Consider the following 19,418-nt stretch of genomic DNA (forward strand, 5'->3'; position numbering starts at 1 on the left):
ATTACCCCTTGGCTGCGACCCGGAAGCCATTTTCCAGATCGGCAATTAAATCTTCAGAATCTTCAATACCGGTCGAGATACGCAGCAGCGTCTCAGAAATACCGGCGGCGGCACGTGCTTCTGGTGCCATACCTGCGTGCGTCATGGTCGCGGCGTGGGAGATCAAGCTTTCAACCCCACCTAATGATTCCGCCAGCGTAAACAATGACAGCCCGCTCAGGAAGCGACGCAGCGTTTGCTCGTCACCGTCCAGTTCAAAACTTAACATCGCGCCAAATCCCTTTTGTTGACGCGCGGCAATCTCGTGCCCCTGGTTTTCCGGCAGCGACGGGTGATAGAGCTTTTTCACCAGCGGCTGGGTCTTCAGGAAATCGACAATCGCCTGAGCATTGCGCTGCGCCACTTCCATGCGCGGCGACAGCGTGCGGATACCGCGCAACAACAGGTAGCTGTCGAAAGCGCTCGCAGTGACGCCAATGTTATTGGCCCACCATGCCAGTTCGGTGACAACGTCGGGATCTTTTGCAATCACCACGCCCGCTACCACATCAGAATGACCGTTCAGATATTTTGTGCATGAATGCAATACCAGATCGGCACCCAGCGCAAGCGGGTTCTGAAGGGCCGGACTGAGGAAGGTATTATCCACTACACTTATCGCTCCCGCATCCCTTGCGCGCTGACAAATTTTCGCAATATCGACGACGCGCAACAATGGATTGCTTGGACTTTCCACCAGCACCAGCTTCGGTTTCTCTGCCAGCGCCTGTTTCAGCGCCTGTTCGTCGTTTTGATCGACAAACAGCACGCGGTAGCACCCGCGTTTTGCGAGGCTGTCAAACAGACGATAGCTACCACCGTAACAGTCGTGCGGTGCCACCAGCAGGTCGCCCGGCTTCAGAAATACCGTCGTCACCAGGTGAATCGCAGACATCCCGGTGTTGGTTAACACGGCGCCTGCTCCGCCTTCCAGCTCCGCCAGCGTGCGCTGGGTTACGTCACGCGTCGGATTGCCGCGACGGGAGTAGTCATGCGCACGGGGTTCATTAAAACCGGTAAAATTGTAAGTACTGGAAAGATGAATTGGCGGGACAACACAGCCGTACTGCTCGTCATCATTTAATCCGCTACGCACTGCGATGGTGGCCTGTTTACGCGTCATGGTGAAGGCTTCCTGGCTAAAAGAGGTGAAAAGTCAGGCACCAGAGTAAACACTGAAAGTATGGACGTCAATACATCTGGACATCTAAACTTCTTTGCGTATAGATTGAGCAATGCGCAAATAGCCGTTAAAATTATATGCTTTAGTGCACGCTGCAGCGGCAATATCCGTGCCACGGTATCGTCTCTACGGTAAACTACGCTGGATTACGGTCAAAACTGGCGATGACGGGTTTTGCACCTTTAGATTAATGACTGAGAGGATTAAAGGTATCTCATGGCTGAATGGAGCGGCGAATATATCAGCCCATACGCTGAGCACGGTAAGAAGAGTGAGCAAGTAAAGAAAATTACGGTTTCCATTCCTCTGAAGGTGTTGAAGATCCTCACCGATGAACGTACGCGTCGTCAGGTGAACAACCTGCGCCACGCAACCAACAGCGAACTGCTGTGCGAAGCGTTTCTGCATGCGTTTACCGGTCAACCGTTGCCAAACGATGAAGATCTGCGCAAAGAGCGTAGTGATGAAATTCCGGAAGAGGCGAAGGTGATCATGCGTGAACTGGGTATCGACCCGGATACGTGGGAATACTGAGAAGCGGATACAAAAAAGGCACCTTGCGGTGCCTTTTTTTCGGGAAACTTACTTAGCGCCCGGGATGCTGAAACGCTTGTTGAAGCGGTCAACACGGCCACCGGTTGCAACATCACGCTGCTTACCAGTGTAGAACGGGTGGCATTTGCCGCACACGTCCAGGTTCAGATCGTGACCCACGGTAGAGCGGATCTGGATAGAGTTACCGCAAGAACAGTTTGCAGTAATCATTTCGTATTTCGGGTGAATATCTTTTTTCATGGGAGAACCTCAGTTAAGGCCGCGTCGCTCTTCCAGCCCTAACGCCAGACACCACGCGATGTTGAATGTAAGTTCTTTGGCGTAAAGTACACCAAAGGCGGCGAATCATACAGAATTTGACCAACGTATGCAAACTGATCCGCACGCCGCTTTCACTAATGTGTATACTAACGCGCCACTTTTCAAGTCAGGAAGATTCGATGCCCGTCGCTCACGTTGCCCTGCCCGTTCCGCTTCCCCGCACCTTTGACTATCTGCTGCCTGACAGCATGAGCGCCAAAGCGGGCTGTCGCGTGACCGTGCCATTTGGCAAACAGCAGCGTATTGGGATTGTGGTGTCGGTGAGCGATAAGAGCGAATTGCCACTCAATGAGCTGAAAGCCGTCGCAGAGGTACTGGACAGCGAGCCCGTTTTCTCCACCAGCATCTGGCGGCTCCTGCTGTGGGCGGCAGATTACTACCATCACCCTATCGGCGATGTCCTGTTCCACGCCCTGCCTATTATGCTTCGTCAGGGTAAAAGTGCCAGCCACGCTCCCCTCTGGTACTGGTTTGCCACTGAAGAGGGCCAGGCGGTCGATATCAATAGCCTGAAACGCTCGCAGAAACAGCAGCAGGCGCTGGCGGCCCTGCGTCAGGGAAAAATCTGGCGACATCAGGTTGACGAGCTTGAGGTGAGTGAAACGGCGCTACAGGCCCTGCGCAAAAAAGGGCTGAGCGAACTGGCAAGCGAGGCGCCTGCCCTTTATGACTGGCGGGACAGTTTCTCCGTTTCAGGGGATCGTCTGCGACTCAACACCGAGCAGGCCACCGCCGTAGGAGCCATTCACAGCGCCTCCGATCATTTCTCCGCCTGGCTACTGGCAGGGGTCACCGGCTCCGGCAAAACAGAAGTGTATCTCAGCGTACTGGAAAACGTGCTTGCGCAGGGTAAACAGGCGCTGGTGATGGTTCCGGAAATCGGCCTCACGCCACAAACCATCGCCCGTTTTCGCGAGCGGTTTAATGCGCCGGTTGAAGTGTTACACTCGGGCCTGAACGACAGCGAGCGCCTCAGCGCCTGGCTGAAAGCCAAAAACGGCGAAGCGGCGATTGTGATTGGCACCCGTTCCTCGCTGTTTACGCCGTTTAAAAACCTCGGCGTTATCGTCATCGATGAAGAGCATGACAGCTCCTATAAGCAACAGGAAGGCTGGCGCTATCACGCCCGCGATCTGGCCGTTTATCGCGCCCATAGCGAGCAAATCCCGATTATTCTTGGCTCCGCGACGCCCGCCCTCGAAACGCTGCATAACGTTCGCCAGCGTAAATACCACATGCTGCGCCTGACGCGGCGCGCAGGGAACGCACGCCCTGCTATTCAGCATGTGCTGGATCTAAAAGGCCAGCAGGTGCAGGCGGGGTTAGCGCCTGCGCTTATCACCCGGATGCGCCAGCATTTGCAGGCCGGTAATCAGGTCATTTTGTTCCTTAACCGCCGCGGGTTTGCCCCGGCGCTGCTGTGTCACGACTGCGGCTGGATTGCCGAATGCCCGCGCTGCGACCACTACTACACGTTCCATCAGGCCCAGCGCCATTTGCGCTGCCACCACTGCGACAGCCAGCGGCCGGTACCACGCCAGTGTCCGTCATGTGGCTCAACGCATATCGTGCCGGTCGGTCTGGGGACGGAGCAACTGGAGGAGGCCCTTAAGCCTTTCTTCCCTGACGTTCCTCTTTCCCGCATCGACCGTGACACCACCAGCCGCAAAGGGGCGCTGGAACAGCAGCTGGCGGAAGTGCATCGCGGTGGCGCACGCATTCTGATTGGCACGCAGATGCTGGCCAAAGGGCACCACTTCCCGGACGTAACGCTGGTCGCCCTGCTGGACGTAGACGGCGCGCTGTTTTCGGCCGATTTTCGCTCAGCAGAACGTTTTGCCCAGCTTTATACCCAGGTTGCCGGACGTGCCGGTCGCGCAGGCAAACAGGGTGAGGTGGTTTTACAGACCCACCATCCTGAACATCCGTTACTGCAAACCCTGCTGCATAAAGGCTATGACGCGTTTGCGGAGCAGGCGCTGGCAGAACGCCAGACGATGCAGCTTCCGCCGTGGACCAGCCACGTCATCATTCGCGCAGAAGATCACAACAACCAGCAGGCACCGCTTTTCCTGCAGCAGTTGAGAAACCTCCTGCAGGCCAGTCCGCTGGTGGATAACCCGCTGTGGATACTGGGGCCGGTGCCGGCGCTGGCACCAAAGCGTGGTGGACGTTTCCGCTGGCAGATTTTGCTCCAGCACCCTTCGCGCATCCGCCTGCAACATATCGTCAGCGGCGCGCTGGTGCTGATCAATACCCTACCGGAAGCGCGCAAAGTGAAGTGGGTGCTGGACGTTGATCCTATCGAAGGCTGAAGACGGATCGAAAAATTTAACGCTCCTCACACTTTTTATGAAAATTCTGTAACCGATTCCATTAACTATCTGTAAAAATGGTGGCGTCAGAAGTTCGGTGTTCAGGCGAGGAGAAGACGTTGAAGTCCAGGAAAGAGGTTGCCACGGCGACCATGAAAGACGTTGCCCAGAAAGCACAAGTCTCTACGGCAACCGTGTCCCGCGCATTAATGAACCCGGATAAAGTCTCCCAGGCGACCCGTAACCGGGTAGAGCAGGCTGCGCTGGAAGTGGGCTATTTCCCGCAGGCGATGGGACGAAACGTTAAACGCAATGAGTCGCGCACCATCCTGGTGATTGTGCCGGACATCTGCGATCCCTTCTTCAGCGAGATTATTCGCGGTATCGAAGTGACGGCGGCAGAACAAGGTTATCTGGTGCTGATTGGCGACTGTGCTCACCAGAACCAGCAGGAAAAAACCTTTATCGACCTCATTATCACCAAGCAGATCGACGGCATGTTGCTGCTTGGGTCTCGCCTGCCGTTTGATGCCAGCATTGAAGAGCAGCGCAATTTACCGCCGATGGTGATGGCCAACGAGTTTGCACCCGAGCTGGAGCTGCCGACGGTACATATTGATAACCTGACCGCCGCGTTCAACGCCGTCAACTATCTTCAGGAGCTGGGGCACAAGCGTATTGGCTGCATTGCCGGGCCGGAAGAGATGCCATTGTGCCACTACCGCCTGCAGGGCTACGTTCAGGCGCTGCGCCGTACCGGCGTCACCGTCGATCCGCACTACATTGCTCGCGGGGATTTCACCTTTGAAGCCGGTGGACAGGCGCTGGAGAAGCTGCTGGATCTGCCCGAGCCGCCGACCGCGGTGTTCTGTCACAGCGATGTGATGGCACTGGGGGCATTATCGTATGCGAAGCGCCGCGGCCTGCGCATACCGAAAGATTTGTCGATCATCGGATTCGATAATATTTCGCTGTCAGAATTTTGCGATCCTCCACTCTCGACCGTGGCGCAGCCGCGCTATGATATTGGGCGTGAAGCGATGCTTCTTCTGCTGGATCAGCTGCATGGTCAAACAGTTAACAGCGGCTCGCGGTTGCTGGACTGTGAATTGATTGTGCGCGGTTCTACCCAGGCATTGACTTAAAGTAAATGTCTTTCAGACACCCTTATCTGGTCAAAGCCCCGCCGCTTAAGTAACATGGCGGGCTGACGAACGAATAAATACAGCGAAACGATAGTGGCACAACGAGATTATGTACGTCGCGGCCAGCCGGCACCTTCGCGACGCAAAAAGAGTAGCTCAAGGAAAAAGCAACGTAACCTGCCTGCTGTCTCGCCAGCGATGGTCGCTATTGCTGCGGCTGTAGTCGTGGCCTTTATTGGTGGTCTGTACTTTATCACGCACCATAAAAAAGAAGAGTCCGAGGCGCTTCAGGCCAGCAAGGTTGCCGGAAACGGCCTCCCGCCGAAGCCTGAAGAGCGCTGGCGCTATATCAAAGAGCTGGAAAGCCGTCAGCCTGGCGTACGTGCGCCGACCGAACCTTCAGCGGGTGGTGAAGTGCAAAATGCCAGCCAGTTGACGGATGAACAGCGTCAGTTGCTGGCACAAATGCAGGCCGATATGCGCCAGCAGCCTACGCAGCTGAACGAAGTGCCGTGGAACGAGCAGACGCCGGAACAGCGCCAGCAAACGCTGCAGCGTCGTCAGGCGCAGCAGCAGCTCCAACAGCAACAGCAGCAACAACAGCAACAACAGCAGTGGGCGCAAACCCAGCCAGTGCAGCAGCCTAAAACGCAGCCGCGGGTGACGGAACAGCCGTATCAGCAGCAAACGCGAACGGCGCAGTCCCAGCCAGTGCAGCAACCGCCGAAGGCCCAGCCGCAGAAACAGGCGGCTCAGCCGTACCAGGATCTGCTGCAGACGCCGGCGCATACCACTGCGCAGCAGCCGAAAACGCAGCAGGCCGCACCGGTAACTAAAGAGACCGATGCGCCGAAGCAGACTGCTGAGAAAAAAGACGAACGCCGCTGGATGGTCCAATGTGGTTCATTCAAAGGTGCTGAGCAGGCGGAAACGGTGCGCGCACAGCTGGCTTTTGAAGGATTTGATTCACGCATTACCACCAATAACGGCTGGAATCGCGTGGTGATTGGCCCGGTCAAAGGCAAAGAAAATGCTGACGGAACCATTTCCCGTTTGAAAGTGGCGGGACACACAAACTGCATTCGACTCGCTACCGGGGGTTGAAACCCCCAAATTCCCCCCCATCTATCATTCTATTCAGCCCTGAGCACAGGCTCAGGGCTTCTGTTTCCCGATTCTGTAACCAGGGGGTCTGCTCGTGACAACAATAGTAAGTGTACGCCGTAACGGCCACGTGGTAATCGCCGGTGATGGCCAGGCCACGCTGGGTAATACCGTAATGAAAGGCAACGTGAAGAAAGTTCGTCGTTTATACAACGACAAAGTGATCGCCGGTTTTGCAGGCGGCACGGCTGACGCCTTCACGCTGTTCGAACTGTTTGAACGCAAACTGGAAATGCACCAGGGTCACCTGGTGAAAGCCGCCGTTGAGCTGGCGAAAGACTGGCGTACCGATCGCATGCTGCGCAAACTTGAAGCGCTGCTGGCGGTGGCCGATGAAACCGCTTCGCTTATCATCACCGGTAACGGTGACGTCATTCAGCCTGAAAACGATCTGATTGCTATTGGCTCTGGTGGCCCGTACGCCCAGGCTGCAGCCCGTGCGCTGTTGGAAAATACCGACATGAACGCGCGCGATATCGCGGTGAAGGCGTTGGATATTGCAGGTGATATCTGCATCTATACCAACCACAACCACACCATCGAAGAATTACCGTCTAAAGCGTAAGGATCTCCCATGTCTGAAATGACCCCACGCGAAATTGTCAGCGAACTGGACAAACATATTATCGGCCAGGACAACGCCAAGCGTTCCGTGGCTATTGCCCTGCGTAACCGCTGGCGCCGCATGCAGCTCGAAGAAGAGCTGCGCCATGAAGTGACGCCAAAAAACATTCTGATGATCGGCCCGACCGGTGTCGGTAAAACCGAAATCGCCCGTCGTCTGGCGAAACTGGCTAACGCCCCGTTCATCAAAGTCGAAGCCACCAAGTTCACCGAAGTGGGCTATGTGGGTAAAGAAGTGGACTCCATCATTCGCGATCTGACCGACTCGGCGATCAAAATGGTGCGCGTCCAGGCGATTGAGAAAAACCGCTACCGTGCCGAAGAGATGGCGGAAGAGCGCATTCTTGACGTCCTGATCCCACCGGCGAAAAACAACTGGGGCCAGGCTGAACAGCAGGCTGAGCCGTCAGCGGCGCGTCAGGCGTTCCGCAAAAAACTGCGTGAAGGCGAGCTGGACGACAAAGAGATTGAGATCGATCTTGCTGCTGCCCCTATGGGTGTGGAAATCATGGCACCGCCTGGCATGGAAGAGATGACCAGCCAGCTGCAGTCCATGTTCCAGAACCTGGGCGGCCAGAAGCAGAAAGCGCGTAAGCTGAAAATCAAAGACGCGATGAAGCTGCTGATCGAAGAAGAAGCGGCGAAACTGGTGAACCCGGAAGAGCTGAAGCAGGATGCTATCGACGCGGTTGAGCAGCACGGTATCGTGTTTATCGACGAAATCGACAAAATCTGTAAGCGTGGCGAATCCTCAGGCCCGGATGTCTCCCGTGAAGGCGTTCAGCGCGACCTGCTGCCGCTGGTTGAAGGCTGCACCGTCTCCACCAAACACGGTATGGTCAAAACGGACCACATCCTGTTTATCGCCTCTGGCGCATTCCAGGTGGCGAAACCGTCTGACCTGATCCCAGAGCTGCAGGGTCGTCTGCCGATTCGCGTGGAGCTGCAGGCGCTGACCACTGAAGATTTCGAACGCATCCTGACCGAGCCAAATGCCTCTGTGACCGTACAGTACAAAGCGCTGATGGCAACCGAAGGTGTGAACATCGAGTTCACTGAAGACGGTATCAAACGCATCGCCCAGGCCGCCTGGCAGGTCAACGAAACCACCGAGAACATCGGTGCTCGTCGTCTGCACACCGTGCTGGAGCGCCTGATGGAAGATATCTCTTATGATGCGAGCGACCTGAACGGTCAAAGCATTACCATTGACGCAGAATATGTGGGTAAACACCTGGATGCGTTAGTGGCAGATGAAGATCTGAGCCGTTTTATCCTATAATCGCGGTTACTGCATTCTCATCACGTTTAATGGGGGCTAATGCCCCCATTTTTATTGGCTAAATTACTATGACTGACATCAGCCGTACTCAGGCGTGGCTCGAAAGTCTGCGCCCTAAAACTCTTCCTCTGGCCTTTGCCGCCATTATCGTCGGTACGGCGCTTGCCTGGTGGCAAGGCTATTTCGATCCGCTGGTTGCCGGGCTGGCACTGATTACCGCCGGTCTGCTGCAAATTCTCTCCAATCTCGCCAACGACTATGGCGATGCGGTTAAAGGCAGCGACAAACCCGACCGTATCGGGCCACTGCGCGGTATGCAGAAAGGGGTCATTACCCAGGCGCAGATGAAGCGCGCGCTGATCATCACCGTGGCGCTGATTTGTCTTTCCGGCCTGGCGCTGGTAACGGTCGCGTCTAAAACCCCCAGCGATTTCATTGGTTTCCTGGTACTGGGTTTGCTCGCCATTATTGCCGCCATTACCTATACCGTCGGTACCCGCCCTTACGGGTATATTGGGCTGGGTGATATCTCCGTGCTGGTGTTCTTCGGCTGGCTGAGCGTGATGGGGAGCGGGTACTTACAGGCACATACCCTGATCCCGGCCCTGTTCCTGCCGGCAACCGCCTGCGGCATGCTGGCGACGGCGGTGCTTAACATCAACAACCTGCGCGATATCGACAGCGACCGTGAGAACGGCAAAAACACGCTGGCCGTGCGTCTGGGGCCCGTTAATGCACGCCGTTATCATGCGTGTCTGCTGCTGGGCGCTCTGCTGTGCCTGGCGCTGTTTAACGTTATCTCGCTGCACAGCATATGGGGCTGGCTGTTTGTACTCGCCGCACCGCTGCTGATTAAGCAGGCGCGATTCGTCATGCGTGAACTCAGCCCTGCGGCCATGCCGCCAATGCTGGAGCGTACGGTAAAAGGGGCACTGCTGACTAACCTGTTGTTCGTCATCGGGATTGTCTTAAGTCAGACGCTGGGTTAACTGACAAATATCAATTAACAATTGATGATTTTGCCAACAACGCATTTAGCACGATATACTGAACACATTCGCAGCAACTGAGCGTTAAACCTATGAAATACGATACCTCCGAGCTTTGTGACATCTACCAGGAAGATGTCAACGTCGTTGAACCGCTGTTCTCCAACTTTGGTGGGCGGTCGTCGTTTGGCGGACAAATCGTCACGGTGAAATGTTTCGAGGATAACGGGTTGCTCTATGATCTGCTCGAACAGAACGGCCGTGGCCGCGTTCTGCTGGTTGATGGCGGGGGCTCCGTACGTCGTGCCCTCATTGATGCTGAGCTCGCCCGTCTTGCCGTACAGAACGAGTGGGAAGGCATTGTGGTGTATGGCTCAGTGCGCCAGGTGGACGATCTCGAAGACCTGGACATTGGCATTCAGGCTATCGCGGCCATTCCGGTGGGTGCTGCGGGTGAAGGTATCGGCGAAAGCGACGTGCGCGTCAATTTCGGCGGCGTGACCTTCTTCTCCGGTGACCATCTCTATGCCGATAACACCGGGATTATCCTTTCCGAAGATCCGCTGGATATCGAGTAATAAAAAAGCCGGGTGGCGGCGACGCCTTACCCGGCCTGTTCTGCATTTCCCGAAAGAAATTACACTTCTTCCATACGCCCCAGCAGCGCCTGCAGACGATCCTGCCAGCCATTCTGCTGTTCACGCAACTGGTTGTTTTCGCGCTCCAGTTCTTCACGGCTGTGCTGGGCGTTCTGAACTTCCTGCGCCAGGCTGTTGTTCTTCTCTTTCAGCTCTTCAATTTCCATCTGCAGCAGCGTGATGGTGTCAATCGCCTGCTGTACTTTCGATTCCAGTTTCTCAAACACTTCTAAAGACATGATCCTACCTCTCCTGAATTGCAAGGCGACGCTTTAACGTAAACGCGCACAACAGATATGCCGATTGTATGAAGCCCCGTCGCCCCTGTCCAGCGGCAGACCGCGCAGATCGTGGTTTGCAACACTTTTCGGCCTCGTCCTGGTGCGTTCGCGGCATATACCCCTAAATTGTTAACTGATTCGTTAATGAAATGATTCAGCTCACATTTTGCTATTGGTGTAAAAATGCGCTTTATGGCGCGAAAACGCTCATTTTATTGACGCAGACCACACATTTTGATTTCGATATTTCTCGTTTTTGCTCGTTAACGATAAATTAACACTATGTCTACAGGGCATCGTGGCTGTCACGGGCGGTCATGCTAACAATAAACATCAATTTCTTCAGGATTCCGATTATGAGTCAGACATCAACCTTAAAAGGCCAGTGCATTGCCGAGTTCCTTGGTACCGGGTTGTTGATATTCTTCGGAGTGGGCTGTGTTGCTGCACTGAAAGTGGCGGGTGCCAGTTTCGGTCAGTGGGAAATCAGTATTATCTGGGGTCTGGGCGTGGCGATGGCCATCTACCTGACCGCAGGGGTTTCCGGCGCACATCTTAACCCGGCGGTGACCATCGCGCTGTGGCTGTTCGCGTGCTTCGACGGACGCAAAGTTGTTCCCTTCATCCTTTCTCAGTTTGCCGGCGCGTTTTGCGCAGCGGCGTTAGTTTACGGGCTTTATTACAATCTTTTCATCGACTTCGAACAGACACATCATATGGTGCGTGGCAGTGTCGAAAGTCTGGATCTGGCAGGCATTTTCTCAACCTATCCCAACCCGCATATCAATTTTGTGCAGGCGTTCGCAGTTGAAATGGTGATTACCGCTATTCTGATGGGCGTTATCCTGGCGCTGACCGACGACGGAAACGGCATTCCGCGCGGCCCGCTGGCACCGCTGCTGATTGGCCTGCTGATTGCGGTGATCGGCGCATCCATGGGCCCGCTGACCGGGTTTGCGATGAACCCGGCGCGTGATATCGGACCTAAAGCTTTTGCCTTTATCGCAGGATGGGGCGACGTGGCCTTCACCGGCGGTAAAGATATCCCTTACTTCCTGGTACCGCTGTTTGCACCGGTTGTCGGGGCTGCGCTGGGTGCATTTAGCTACCGCAAATTAATTGGTCGCCATTTACCGTGCGACACCTGTGTGGAAGAGGAGAAGGAAACGACTTCTACCGCACAACAAAAAGCTTCGCTGTAATCTGACTACGGGACACATACCATGACCGAAAAAAAATATATCGTTGCGCTCGACCAGGGCACTACCAGCTCCCGCGCTGTCGTAATGGATCATGACGCGAATATCGTCAGCGTGTCACAGCGCGAATTTGAGCAAATCTATCCTCGTCCAGGCTGGGTTGAACACGATCCTATGGAGATCTGGGCTTCACAAAGCTCCACGCTGGTAGAAGTGCTGGCGAAAGCCGATATCAGTTCCGACGAGATTGCCGCTATCGGTATTACCAACCAGCGTGAAACCACTATCGTCTGGGAGCGCGAAACCGGTAAGCCCATTTACAATGCCATCGTCTGGCAGTGCCGCCGTACGTCAGAAATCTGCGAACAGCTGAAGCGCGACGGTATGGAAGACTATGTGCGTAGCGCAACCGGTCTGGTCGTTGACCCGTATTTCTCCGGTACCAAAGTGAAATGGATCCTCGACCACGTTGAGGGTTCACGTGAACGTGCAAAACGCGGTGAGCTGCTGTTCGGTACCGTCGACACCTGGCTTATCTGGAAGATGACCCAGGGGCGTGTCCACGTCACTGATTACACCAACGCCTCGCGCACCATGCTGTTCAACATCAATACCCTGGAGTGGGATGACAAGATGCTGGACGCGCTGGATATCCCGCGCGCGATGTTGCCAGAAGTCCGTAAATCTTCTGAAGTTTACGGTCAGACCAATATCGGCGGCAAAGGCGGCACGCGTATTCCAATTGCCGGTATTGCCGGTGACCAGCAGGCGGCGCTGTTTGGCCAGCTGTGCGTTAAGGAAGGGATGGCGAAAAACACCTACGGTACCGGCTGCTTTATGCTGATGAACACCGGTGAGAAAGCGGTGAAATCAGAAAACGGCTTGCTGACCACCATCGCCTGCGGCCCACGCGGTGAAGTGAACTATGCGCTGGAAGGTGCGGTGTTCATGGCAGGTGCGTCTATTCAGTGGCTGCGTGACGAGATGAAACTCATCAGCGATGCGTTTGACTCCGAGTATTTCGCAACCAAAGTGAAGGACACCAACGGTGTGTATGTGGTTCCGGCCTTTACCGGTCTGGGCGCACCCTACTGGGACCCGTATGCACGCGGCGCGATTTTCGGCCTGACCCGTGGGGTAAACTCGAACCACATTATCCGCGCTACGCTGGAATCCATCGCTTATCAGACGCGCGACGTACTGGAAGCGATGCAGGCTGACTCCGGCATTCGTCTGCACGCCCTGCGCGTGGACGGCGGCGCCGTTGCCAACAACTTCCTGATGCAGTTCCAGTCCGACATTCTGGGCACCCGCGTAGAGCGCCCGGAAGTACGTGAAGTCACCGCGCTGGGTGCGGCGTATCTCGCGGGTCTGGCTGTCGGCTTCTGGCAGAATCTGGATGAACTGCAGGAAAAAGCGGTTATCGAACGCGAATTCCGCCCTGGCATCGAAACCACTGAGCGTAACTACCGCTACAGCGGCTGGAAGAAAGCGGTGAAACGCGCCCTGGCGTGGGAAGAGCACGAGCAGTAATTTCTCCTCTCACCCGTCCCCTCACCCCGCCGGGGAGAGGGGACCGACCGCACCCACCCCCACTCTGTGATAAACTTCGTGCAATTCCTTTTGATTGCACGAGTACCTCATGAAACGTGAACTGGCTATCGAGTTTTCCCGCGTCACCGAAGCTGCCGCACTGGCGGGCTATAAATGGCTCGGCCGTGGCGACAAAAATACCGCAGACGGTGCGGCTGTCCATGCCATGCGCATTGTGCTTAACCAGGTCAATATCGATGGCACCATCGTCATTGGCGAAGGCGAGATCGACGAAGCGCCAATGCTCTATATCGGTGAGAAAGTGGGCACCGGCAAAGGTGATGCCGTGGATATCGCGGTTGACCCGATTGAGGGTACCCGCATGACGGCAATGGGCCAGGCCAACGCGCTGGCCGTGCTGGCGGTAGGGGACAAAGGCTGTTTCCTCAACGCACCGGATATGTACATGGAAAAGCTGATTGTCGGCCCCGGCGCCAAAGGGGCTATCGACCTGAGCCTGTCGCTGGAAGAGAATCTGCGTAACGTTGCCAGGGCGCTGGAAAAACCGCTTAGCGCGCTCACCGTGACCATTCTGGCGAAACCGCGCCACGATGCCACCATTGCCCAGTTGCAACAGCTCGGCGTTCGCGTCTTTGCCATCCCGGATGGCGACGTAGCAGCGTCTATCCTGACCTGCATGCCAGACAGCGAAGTGGATGTCCTTTACGGCATCGGCGGCGCGCCGGAAGGTGTGGTCTCCGCCGCGGTGATCCGCGCTCTGGATGGCGACATGCAGGCCCGTCTGTTGCCCCGTCATGAAGTCAAAGGCGACAGCGAAGAGAATCGCCGTATTGGCGAAGAAGAGCTGAAACGCTGCGAAGCGATGGGTATTGAAGCCAACAAGGTGCTTGCGCTGGATGACATGGCGCGCAGCGACAACGTTGTCTTCTCCGCAACCGGCATCACCAAAGGTGACCTGCTGGATGGCATCACCCGTAAGGGCAATATGGCCACCACCGAAACCCTGCTGATCCGCGGTAAATCGCGCACCATTCGCCGCATTCGGTCTGTTCACTATCTGGATCGTAAAGACCCTGACGTGCAGGCGCACATTCTGTAAAACCGTTTGATCGATAGAGCTTTCCGGCCCATATGGGCTGGAAATCTTCACCACAAGTCCGGAAGATAGAACAGAGAAAAAGCACAGGAGAAGATCATGGCGGACTGGGTAACAGGTAAAGTCACAAAGATACAGTTCTGGACCGATGCGCTATTTAGTCTCACCCTGCATGCTCCCGTCCACCCGTTTACGGCCGGGCAATTTGCGAAGCTGGGACTGGATGTTGACGGCGAGCGCGTGCAGCGCGCCTATTCCTACGTTAATGCCCCCGATAACCCGGATCTCGAGTTCTATCTGGTCACCGTCCCGGACGGCAAACTCAGCCCACGCCTTGCCGCGCTTAAGCCCGGTGACGATGTGCAAATTGTGAGTGAAGCGGCCGGTTTCTTCGTGCTGGACGAAATCCCGGACTGCGACACCCTCTGGATGCTGGCAACCGGCACGGCCATTGGCCCCTATCTCTCTATTTTGCAGTACGGCAAAGACCTTGAGCGCTTTAAAAACATCGTGCTGGTTCACGCCGCGCGCTATGCCGCAGACTTGAGCTATCTTCCGCAGATGCAGGCGCTGGAAAAGCAGTACGGCGGGAAACTGAAAATTCAGACCGTGGTCAGCCGCGAAACCGCAGCAGGTTCACTGACGGGCCGCGTGCCGGCATTGATTGAGAGTGGTGCACTGGAAGACGCAATTGGCTTGCCGATGAGCGCTGAAACCAGCCACGTCATGCTGTGTGGCAACCCGCAGATGGTTCGCGACACGCAGCAGCTTCTGAAGGATACCCGGCAGATGACGAAACATCTTCGCCGCCGGCCGGGCCATATGACTGCCGAACACTACTGGTGATCAGCGGTATTTCACCTCAAGGGTGTCTTTGCCGTATTTGTTTTCGCTCTGGGTGCCGATAAACGCGCCCAGATCGACCACCATCATGACAAAAATAATGGTTGGTAGCAGTCTGCCCACCACCCAGGGAAGGATGGACGGAAGTATCGACCAGTTCCCGGCCACCAGCATCCACGCCAGAATAATCAGAAAAGCCCACGCGCCGGAACGGCCGCGATCGTGCAGACGTTTCACCACCACGGCCGCAGTTGGCCACAGTAAACAGACCAGCGCAAACGCCGCCGTTTGTGTGCTGAGCCATGCGTTGAAGGCCACGAAAAACAGAAGCAGCATGGCAACGATCCACGTCGCCATCCAGATCCAGAAGTCACGGCGTCCAATACGCCCTTTGAATGAAAACAACCACTGCTGTATGGTCATGTAAGGTTCCTTATTATCATATAGCGCGCATTTTACCCTGGAGTTGTGACCTTTTGACAAGCCGACCAGATATCGATTTAATCATGAACACTTACGGCCAGGGGCAATGTTGATGAAAAGTTCGGCACGTTCTCTTTTCCTGTGTTTAGCGATGCTCATCGCGGGTGTTCCCCTGCACGCCGCCGAAACCACTGCCCCGACGACAGCCCCCTATCTGCTGGCAGGTGCGCCCTCGTTCGATCAGTCAATCAGCCAGTTTCGTGAAACCTTCAATAAAACCAACCCCACGCTACCGCTGGATGAATTCCGCGCCATTGACAGCTCCCGGGATACGCCAACCCTGACCCGGGCTGCGAGCAAGATTAACGAGAATTTATATGCCTCCACTGCGCTGGAGCGCGGCACGCTAAAAATCAAAAGCATGCAGATAACCTGGCTGCCGATTCAGGGGCCAGAGCAGAAAGCCGCTAAGGCAAAAGCGCTCGAGTACATGAGCGCGATACTGCAGGCTTTTACGCCCGCGCTGACCAAAAAGCAAAGCCAGCAAAAGCTGCAAAAACTTCTCACCGCCGGTAAAAACAAGCGTTACTACGCCGATACCGAAGGGGCCATACGCTATGTGGTGGCAGATAACGGTGAAAAAGGACTGACCTTCGCTGTTGAACCGATTAAGCTGGCACTATCAGACACACTCGGCGGGGCGAATTAATGACAAAAAGCAAAGCCTTTCGAGGGAAAATCTCTATACTGATTCACAGACCATGCTGCCCGACAGGGCGGCCATATTCCTTAATTCGCTAATTTAGCGTGGAGAATTGAAATGCGACATCCTTTAGTGATGGGTAACTGGAAACTGAACGGCAGCCGCCACATGGTAAACGAACTGGTTGCGAACCTGCGTAAAGAGCTGGCGGGCGTGACGGGCTGCGCGGTTGCTATCGCTCCGCCGGATATGTACCTGGATCTGGCTAAACATGCCGCTGACGGCAGCCACATCATTCTGGGCGCACAGAACGTTGACGTTAACCTGTCAGGCGCATTCACCGGTGAAACCTCTGCTGAAATGCTGAAAGATATCGGCGCGAAATACATCATCATCGGCCACTCTGAGCGTCGCACTTACCACAAAGAATCCGACGAATTTATCGCGAAGAAATTCTCGGTGCTGAAAGAGCAGGGTCTGATCCCGGTTCTGTGCATCGGTGAAACCGAAGCCGAAAACGAAGCAGGCAAAACGGAAGAAGTGTGTGCTCGTCAGATCGACGCCGTGCTGAAAACACAGGGTGCTGCCGCATTCGAAGGCGCGGTTATCGCGTACGAACCAGTCTGGGCGATCGGTACCGGCAAATCAGCGACCCCTGCGCAGGCACAGGCGGTTCACAAATTTATCCGTGACCACATTGCTAAAGCGGACGCGAAAGTGGCTGAGCAGGTAATTATTCAGTACGGCGGTTCCGTTAACGCATCCAACGCTGCTGAGCTGTTCACCCAGCCAGACATCGATGGCGCGCTGGTTGGCGGTGCATCCCTGAAAGCTGACGCTTTCGCGGTGATCGTTAAAGCAGCAGAAGCGGCTAAACAGGCGTAAAAACCGACTTCCCTCCCCCACCGGGGAGGGAAATTACACTTTCCCCAGCACGCTAAACCACAGATAATCCAGCGGCAGCAGCACCAGATACGTTGCAATCGCCAGCGCCAGACAGAGCAACATCCCCGCCTTTGCAGGCACCTTCCCTAAACCCATTGCCACCACAATCGGCGACGCCTGATACGGCAGCAGCGGCGTGGAATACCCCAGTACCTGAATCATGATCACCGACAACAGCGGGAAACCGGTGGCGTCCGAAAAACTCTGTGCCAGCGTGGTGTACAACGCAGGTACACCGTTCGCGGTCATAATGAAGTTGAGCGCCGTGGTAATACCGGTAAGCGCCAGGAAGCTGGTGAACGGTCTGCTGGCATCAAGCGGCATAATCCGCAATAACGCCTCCCCCACCGCGGAACCGATACCCGTTTGGGTCACTACAATCGCCAGCCCGAGAATCCCCGCCACGTAAATGCAGGTGCGCATGTTCACTCCCGCAGAAAACTCTTCACCGGTGATAAACCCAACGCGTGGCAGCATGACGATGACCGATGCCGCAAGACCCGTCCACGCCGGTCCAACGCCGTGCCAGCTCTCTGTCACCCACATCCCCAGCACCACCGCCAGCAGCCAGGCGAGACGTTTTTCATCCCGCCCCATCGGTTCAGACGGCGTAAGATCGGTGGCCGGTTTCGGGCTGCCGGGGAACAACCAGCAGATCAGGCCGATCAGAATGCCCCCTTTCAGGATCCCGAGGACGGGTGTATGCAGCAGCAGATACGGGACATAGTTCAGATGGATCCCGTACGAGCCCTCCGCGGCGCCACTCATCACCAGATTCGGCACGTTGGCAGGCAGGATGGTCGCCGAGAGCTGGAAGGTTCCGAACCCGACGGCCAGCGCCAGGCCATACCACGCGCGGGAACCGTCGGGGATGGCGGCCCTTTTGGCCATGGCGGCGACAATCGGCATCAGCAGCGCGATACGGCCCATATTCGACGGCATCACAAACGCCAGCGCGTAGCTCAGCCCCACCACGCTTGCCACCATCAATACCCACGAATCAGTGAGTTTTGCCGACAACGCCCGTGCGGCCCTGTCCGCCAGACCGGTTTTACGGATTGCCACCCCCAGCACGAAGCCGCTAAACACTAACCAGAATGCAGACGAGGCAAAACCACCAAAAATCACCTCCGCCGGGGCGATTCTGGCGGCCATCGCCGCCGTGAAAAACAGCAGCGCGGTGATAAATTCCGGCAATAGCGACGTCGCCCACAGCACGATGGTGACGCCGACTATCAATGAGGGCACAAACAGAGGATGCGTTAACCAGAGCGACATTCCTGTCTCCTGTCGTTTTTTTCAGCAAGTCTACGGCGACAGGCAGGACGAGTAAACGCTATTTATGGTGATGTCACTTCAGGATATCGCATTGATGATCCTGCAATTCCTCAGCCGACGCGCGATTCAGGGTCAGCAAGTTACGTTCGGTCGCCAGTAAGACAAACGATCCATCCGACTGCTGCACCATGGCCAGCGCGAAGCGCCCCATATGGTCACGCGCTTCCGGCAGCTCTTCAGCCAGCATCATAAACGGACTGCGCTGTACCAGCTCATTTTCCGTCACGCGACGGGCGAGGTACTCATGCCCTTCCAGCCCGCCCGGGAACGGTAACCACTGTGTACTGATTTGCCCCTGCGCGGCATTAAGCTTCTCGCGCACGTCCGGGCGCAGGCAGGAGATATGGATATGAAAATGGTTCTGCGTACGGCCTGTCGGGGAGTTAATGGTGAGCGAAATTGCGCTGTCCGGCACCTCGGTCCCGCGCTTCATGCTCATAAAGTTGCGTGATTGCCAGGCCAGCCAGAAGAAGTTGGGCGTATTCGGTTCGGTCAACAGCGGGCTTTCGGTTCCTTTGATACGGTAAGTCGGCATCAGGAGATACTGCAGCGGCCCGTTGCGGTCTTTAAACACCACATAACCCGCATCAGGCTTCACCTGCGCGCACGGGGCCGGGTTACGGTGCTGGAGTTGATTCGGCAGACACTGGTCGAGAACGATATGACGCAACGCATTCGGATTACCCGCTTTCATCCAGTACCAGCCACCCGCGGCAAGAATGATGACAACCAGAATCAGTAATAGTATTTTTTTCACAATGCGTTCCCTGTTTTCGATAGT

The 19,418-nt window shown here is 55.8% G+C and carries 20 protein-coding genes; 14 read left to right on the plus strand and 6 right to left on the minus strand.

The window, feature by feature from the left end; translation table 11 throughout:
- Position 1 precedes the first annotated feature (1 nt).
- The gene (gene metB, locus AM379_RS07420; RefSeq protein WP_014172189.1) at positions 2-1,162 is read right to left on the minus strand and encodes a cystathionine gamma-synthase; all 1,161 of its coding nucleotides are present in this window, start codon (positions 1,160-1,162) and stop codon (positions 2-4) included.
- Between the two features lie 276 nt (positions 1,163-1,438).
- Here metB and metJ point away from each other — a divergent pair, with 276 nt between their 5' ends.
- Positions 1,439-1,756 carry a met regulon transcriptional regulator MetJ gene (gene metJ / locus AM379_RS07430; protein ID WP_007369220.1) on the plus strand — a complete coding sequence of 106 codons (318 nt, stop codon included), beginning with the start codon at positions 1,439-1,441 and terminating at the stop codon, positions 1,754-1,756.
- A gap of 48 nt (positions 1,757-1,804) precedes the next feature.
- On the opposite strand, the gene rpmE is transcribed toward metJ, so the two are convergent.
- On the minus strand, positions 1,805-2,017 hold the full coding sequence (rpmE, locus tag AM379_RS07435; protein ID WP_003862040.1) for a 50S ribosomal protein L31: 213 nt from the start codon (positions 2,015-2,017) through the stop codon (positions 1,805-1,807).
- 200 nt (positions 2,018-2,217) lie between these two features.
- On the opposite strand from rpmE, the gene priA reads away from it, so the two are divergent.
- The 7 genes from priA (at position 2,218) to rraA (ending at position 10,195) form a co-directional block, all read left to right on the plus strand.
- Positions 2,218-4,413 carry a primosomal protein N' gene (priA, locus tag AM379_RS07440; protein ID WP_106503576.1) on the plus strand — a complete coding sequence of 732 codons (2,196 nt, stop codon included), beginning with the start codon at positions 2,218-2,220 and terminating at the stop codon, positions 4,411-4,413.
- A 119-nt stretch (positions 4,414-4,532) separates the two neighbouring features.
- Positions 4,533-5,558: a DNA-binding transcriptional regulator CytR gene (gene cytR / locus AM379_RS07445; protein ID WP_020883949.1), complete on the plus strand. Its 1,026-nt coding sequence runs from the start codon at positions 4,533-4,535 to the stop codon at positions 5,556-5,558.
- A 93-nt stretch (positions 5,559-5,651) separates the two neighbouring features.
- Positions 5,652-6,662 carry a cell division protein FtsN gene (gene ftsN / locus AM379_RS07450; RefSeq protein ID WP_047356277.1) on the plus strand — a complete coding sequence of 337 codons (1,011 nt, stop codon included), beginning with the start codon at positions 5,652-5,654 and terminating at the stop codon, positions 6,660-6,662.
- Between the two features lie 94 nt (positions 6,663-6,756).
- Positions 6,757-7,287 (plus strand): ATP-dependent protease subunit HslV, encoded by a 531-nt coding sequence (gene hslV, locus AM379_RS07455; RefSeq protein ID WP_014172194.1) that lies wholly within the window; start codon positions 6,757-6,759, stop codon positions 7,285-7,287.
- A gap of 9 nt (positions 7,288-7,296) precedes the next feature.
- Positions 7,297-8,628, plus strand: coding sequence for an HslU--HslV peptidase ATPase subunit (gene hslU, locus AM379_RS07460; protein WP_014172195.1), 1,332 nt, complete (start codon positions 7,297-7,299; stop codon positions 8,626-8,628).
- A 68-nt stretch (positions 8,629-8,696) separates the two neighbouring features.
- Positions 8,697-9,617 carry a 1,4-dihydroxy-2-naphthoate polyprenyltransferase gene (menA, locus tag AM379_RS07465; protein ID WP_014172196.1) on the plus strand — a complete coding sequence of 307 codons (921 nt, stop codon included), beginning with the start codon at positions 8,697-8,699 and terminating at the stop codon, positions 9,615-9,617.
- Positions 9,618-9,709: 92 nt separating this feature from the next.
- Entirely contained in the window at positions 9,710-10,195 is a 486-nt protein-coding gene (gene rraA / locus AM379_RS07470; protein WP_014172197.1) for a ribonuclease E activity regulator RraA, read from the plus strand.
- Between the two features lie 59 nt (positions 10,196-10,254).
- Here the strand turns inward: rraA and zapB are convergent, their stop codons facing one another.
- Positions 10,255-10,494 carry a septal ring assembly protein ZapB gene (gene zapB, locus AM379_RS07475; protein ID WP_008501806.1) on the minus strand — a complete coding sequence of 80 codons (240 nt, stop codon included), beginning with the start codon at positions 10,492-10,494 and terminating at the stop codon, positions 10,255-10,257.
- Between the two features lie 398 nt (positions 10,495-10,892).
- Between zapB and AM379_RS07480 the strand changes: the two genes are divergently transcribed.
- The 4 genes from AM379_RS07480 to fpr all read left to right on the plus strand — a co-directional run bounded on the left by AM379_RS07480 (position 10,893) and on the right by fpr (position 15,231).
- The gene (locus tag AM379_RS07480; protein ID WP_014885705.1) at positions 10,893-11,738 is read left to right on the plus strand and encodes an MIP/aquaporin family protein; all 846 of its coding nucleotides are present in this window, start codon (positions 10,893-10,895) and stop codon (positions 11,736-11,738) included.
- 21 nt (positions 11,739-11,759) lie between these two features.
- Positions 11,760-13,268: a glycerol kinase GlpK gene (glpK, locus tag AM379_RS07485; RefSeq protein WP_014172201.1), complete on the plus strand. Its 1,509-nt coding sequence runs from the start codon at positions 11,760-11,762 to the stop codon at positions 13,266-13,268.
- A 109-nt stretch (positions 13,269-13,377) separates the two neighbouring features.
- Complete coding sequence (glpX, locus tag AM379_RS07490; protein WP_032679241.1) at positions 13,378-14,388, plus strand: class II fructose-bisphosphatase; 1,011 nt, start codon at positions 13,378-13,380, stop codon at positions 14,386-14,388.
- Positions 14,389-14,484: 96 nt separating this feature from the next.
- Positions 14,485-15,231 (plus strand): ferredoxin--NADP(+) reductase, encoded by a 747-nt coding sequence (gene fpr, locus AM379_RS07495; protein ID WP_014172203.1) that lies wholly within the window; start codon positions 14,485-14,487, stop codon positions 15,229-15,231.
- Here fpr and AM379_RS07500 read toward each other — a convergent pair whose 3' ends face one another.
- Complete coding sequence (locus tag AM379_RS07500) at positions 15,232-15,651, minus strand: DUF805 domain-containing protein (protein ID WP_025202755.1); 420 nt, start codon at positions 15,649-15,651, stop codon at positions 15,232-15,234.
- A gap of 112 nt (positions 15,652-15,763) precedes the next feature.
- Between AM379_RS07500 and AM379_RS07505 the strand changes: the two genes are divergently transcribed.
- Together AM379_RS07505 and tpiA are read left to right on the plus strand one after the other, a co-directional pair.
- Complete coding sequence (locus tag AM379_RS07505) at positions 15,764-16,360, plus strand: DUF1454 family protein (protein ID WP_020883954.1); 597 nt, start codon at positions 15,764-15,766, stop codon at positions 16,358-16,360.
- Between the two features lie 111 nt (positions 16,361-16,471).
- Entirely contained in the window at positions 16,472-17,239 is a 768-nt protein-coding gene (gene tpiA, locus AM379_RS07510) for a triose-phosphate isomerase (RefSeq protein ID WP_032679242.1), read from the plus strand.
- Between the two features lie 33 nt (positions 17,240-17,272).
- Here tpiA and AM379_RS07515 read toward each other — a convergent pair whose 3' ends face one another.
- Positions 17,273-18,577 carry an SLC13 family permease gene (locus AM379_RS07515; RefSeq protein WP_047742296.1) on the minus strand — a complete coding sequence of 435 codons (1,305 nt, stop codon included), beginning with the start codon at positions 18,575-18,577 and terminating at the stop codon, positions 17,273-17,275.
- Between the two features lie 73 nt (positions 18,578-18,650).
- Positions 18,651-19,394 (minus strand): CDP-diacylglycerol diphosphatase, encoded by a 744-nt coding sequence (locus tag AM379_RS07520; protein WP_047742302.1) that lies wholly within the window; start codon positions 19,392-19,394, stop codon positions 18,651-18,653.
- Positions 19,395-19,418: the final 24 nt, after the last annotated feature.

Origin of the sequence: Enterobacter cloacae complex sp. FDA-CDC-AR_0132 (assembly GCF_003010695.1) — a bacterium.
Classification (GTDB): domain Bacteria; phylum Pseudomonadota; class Gammaproteobacteria; order Enterobacterales; family Enterobacteriaceae; genus Enterobacter; species Enterobacter ludwigii.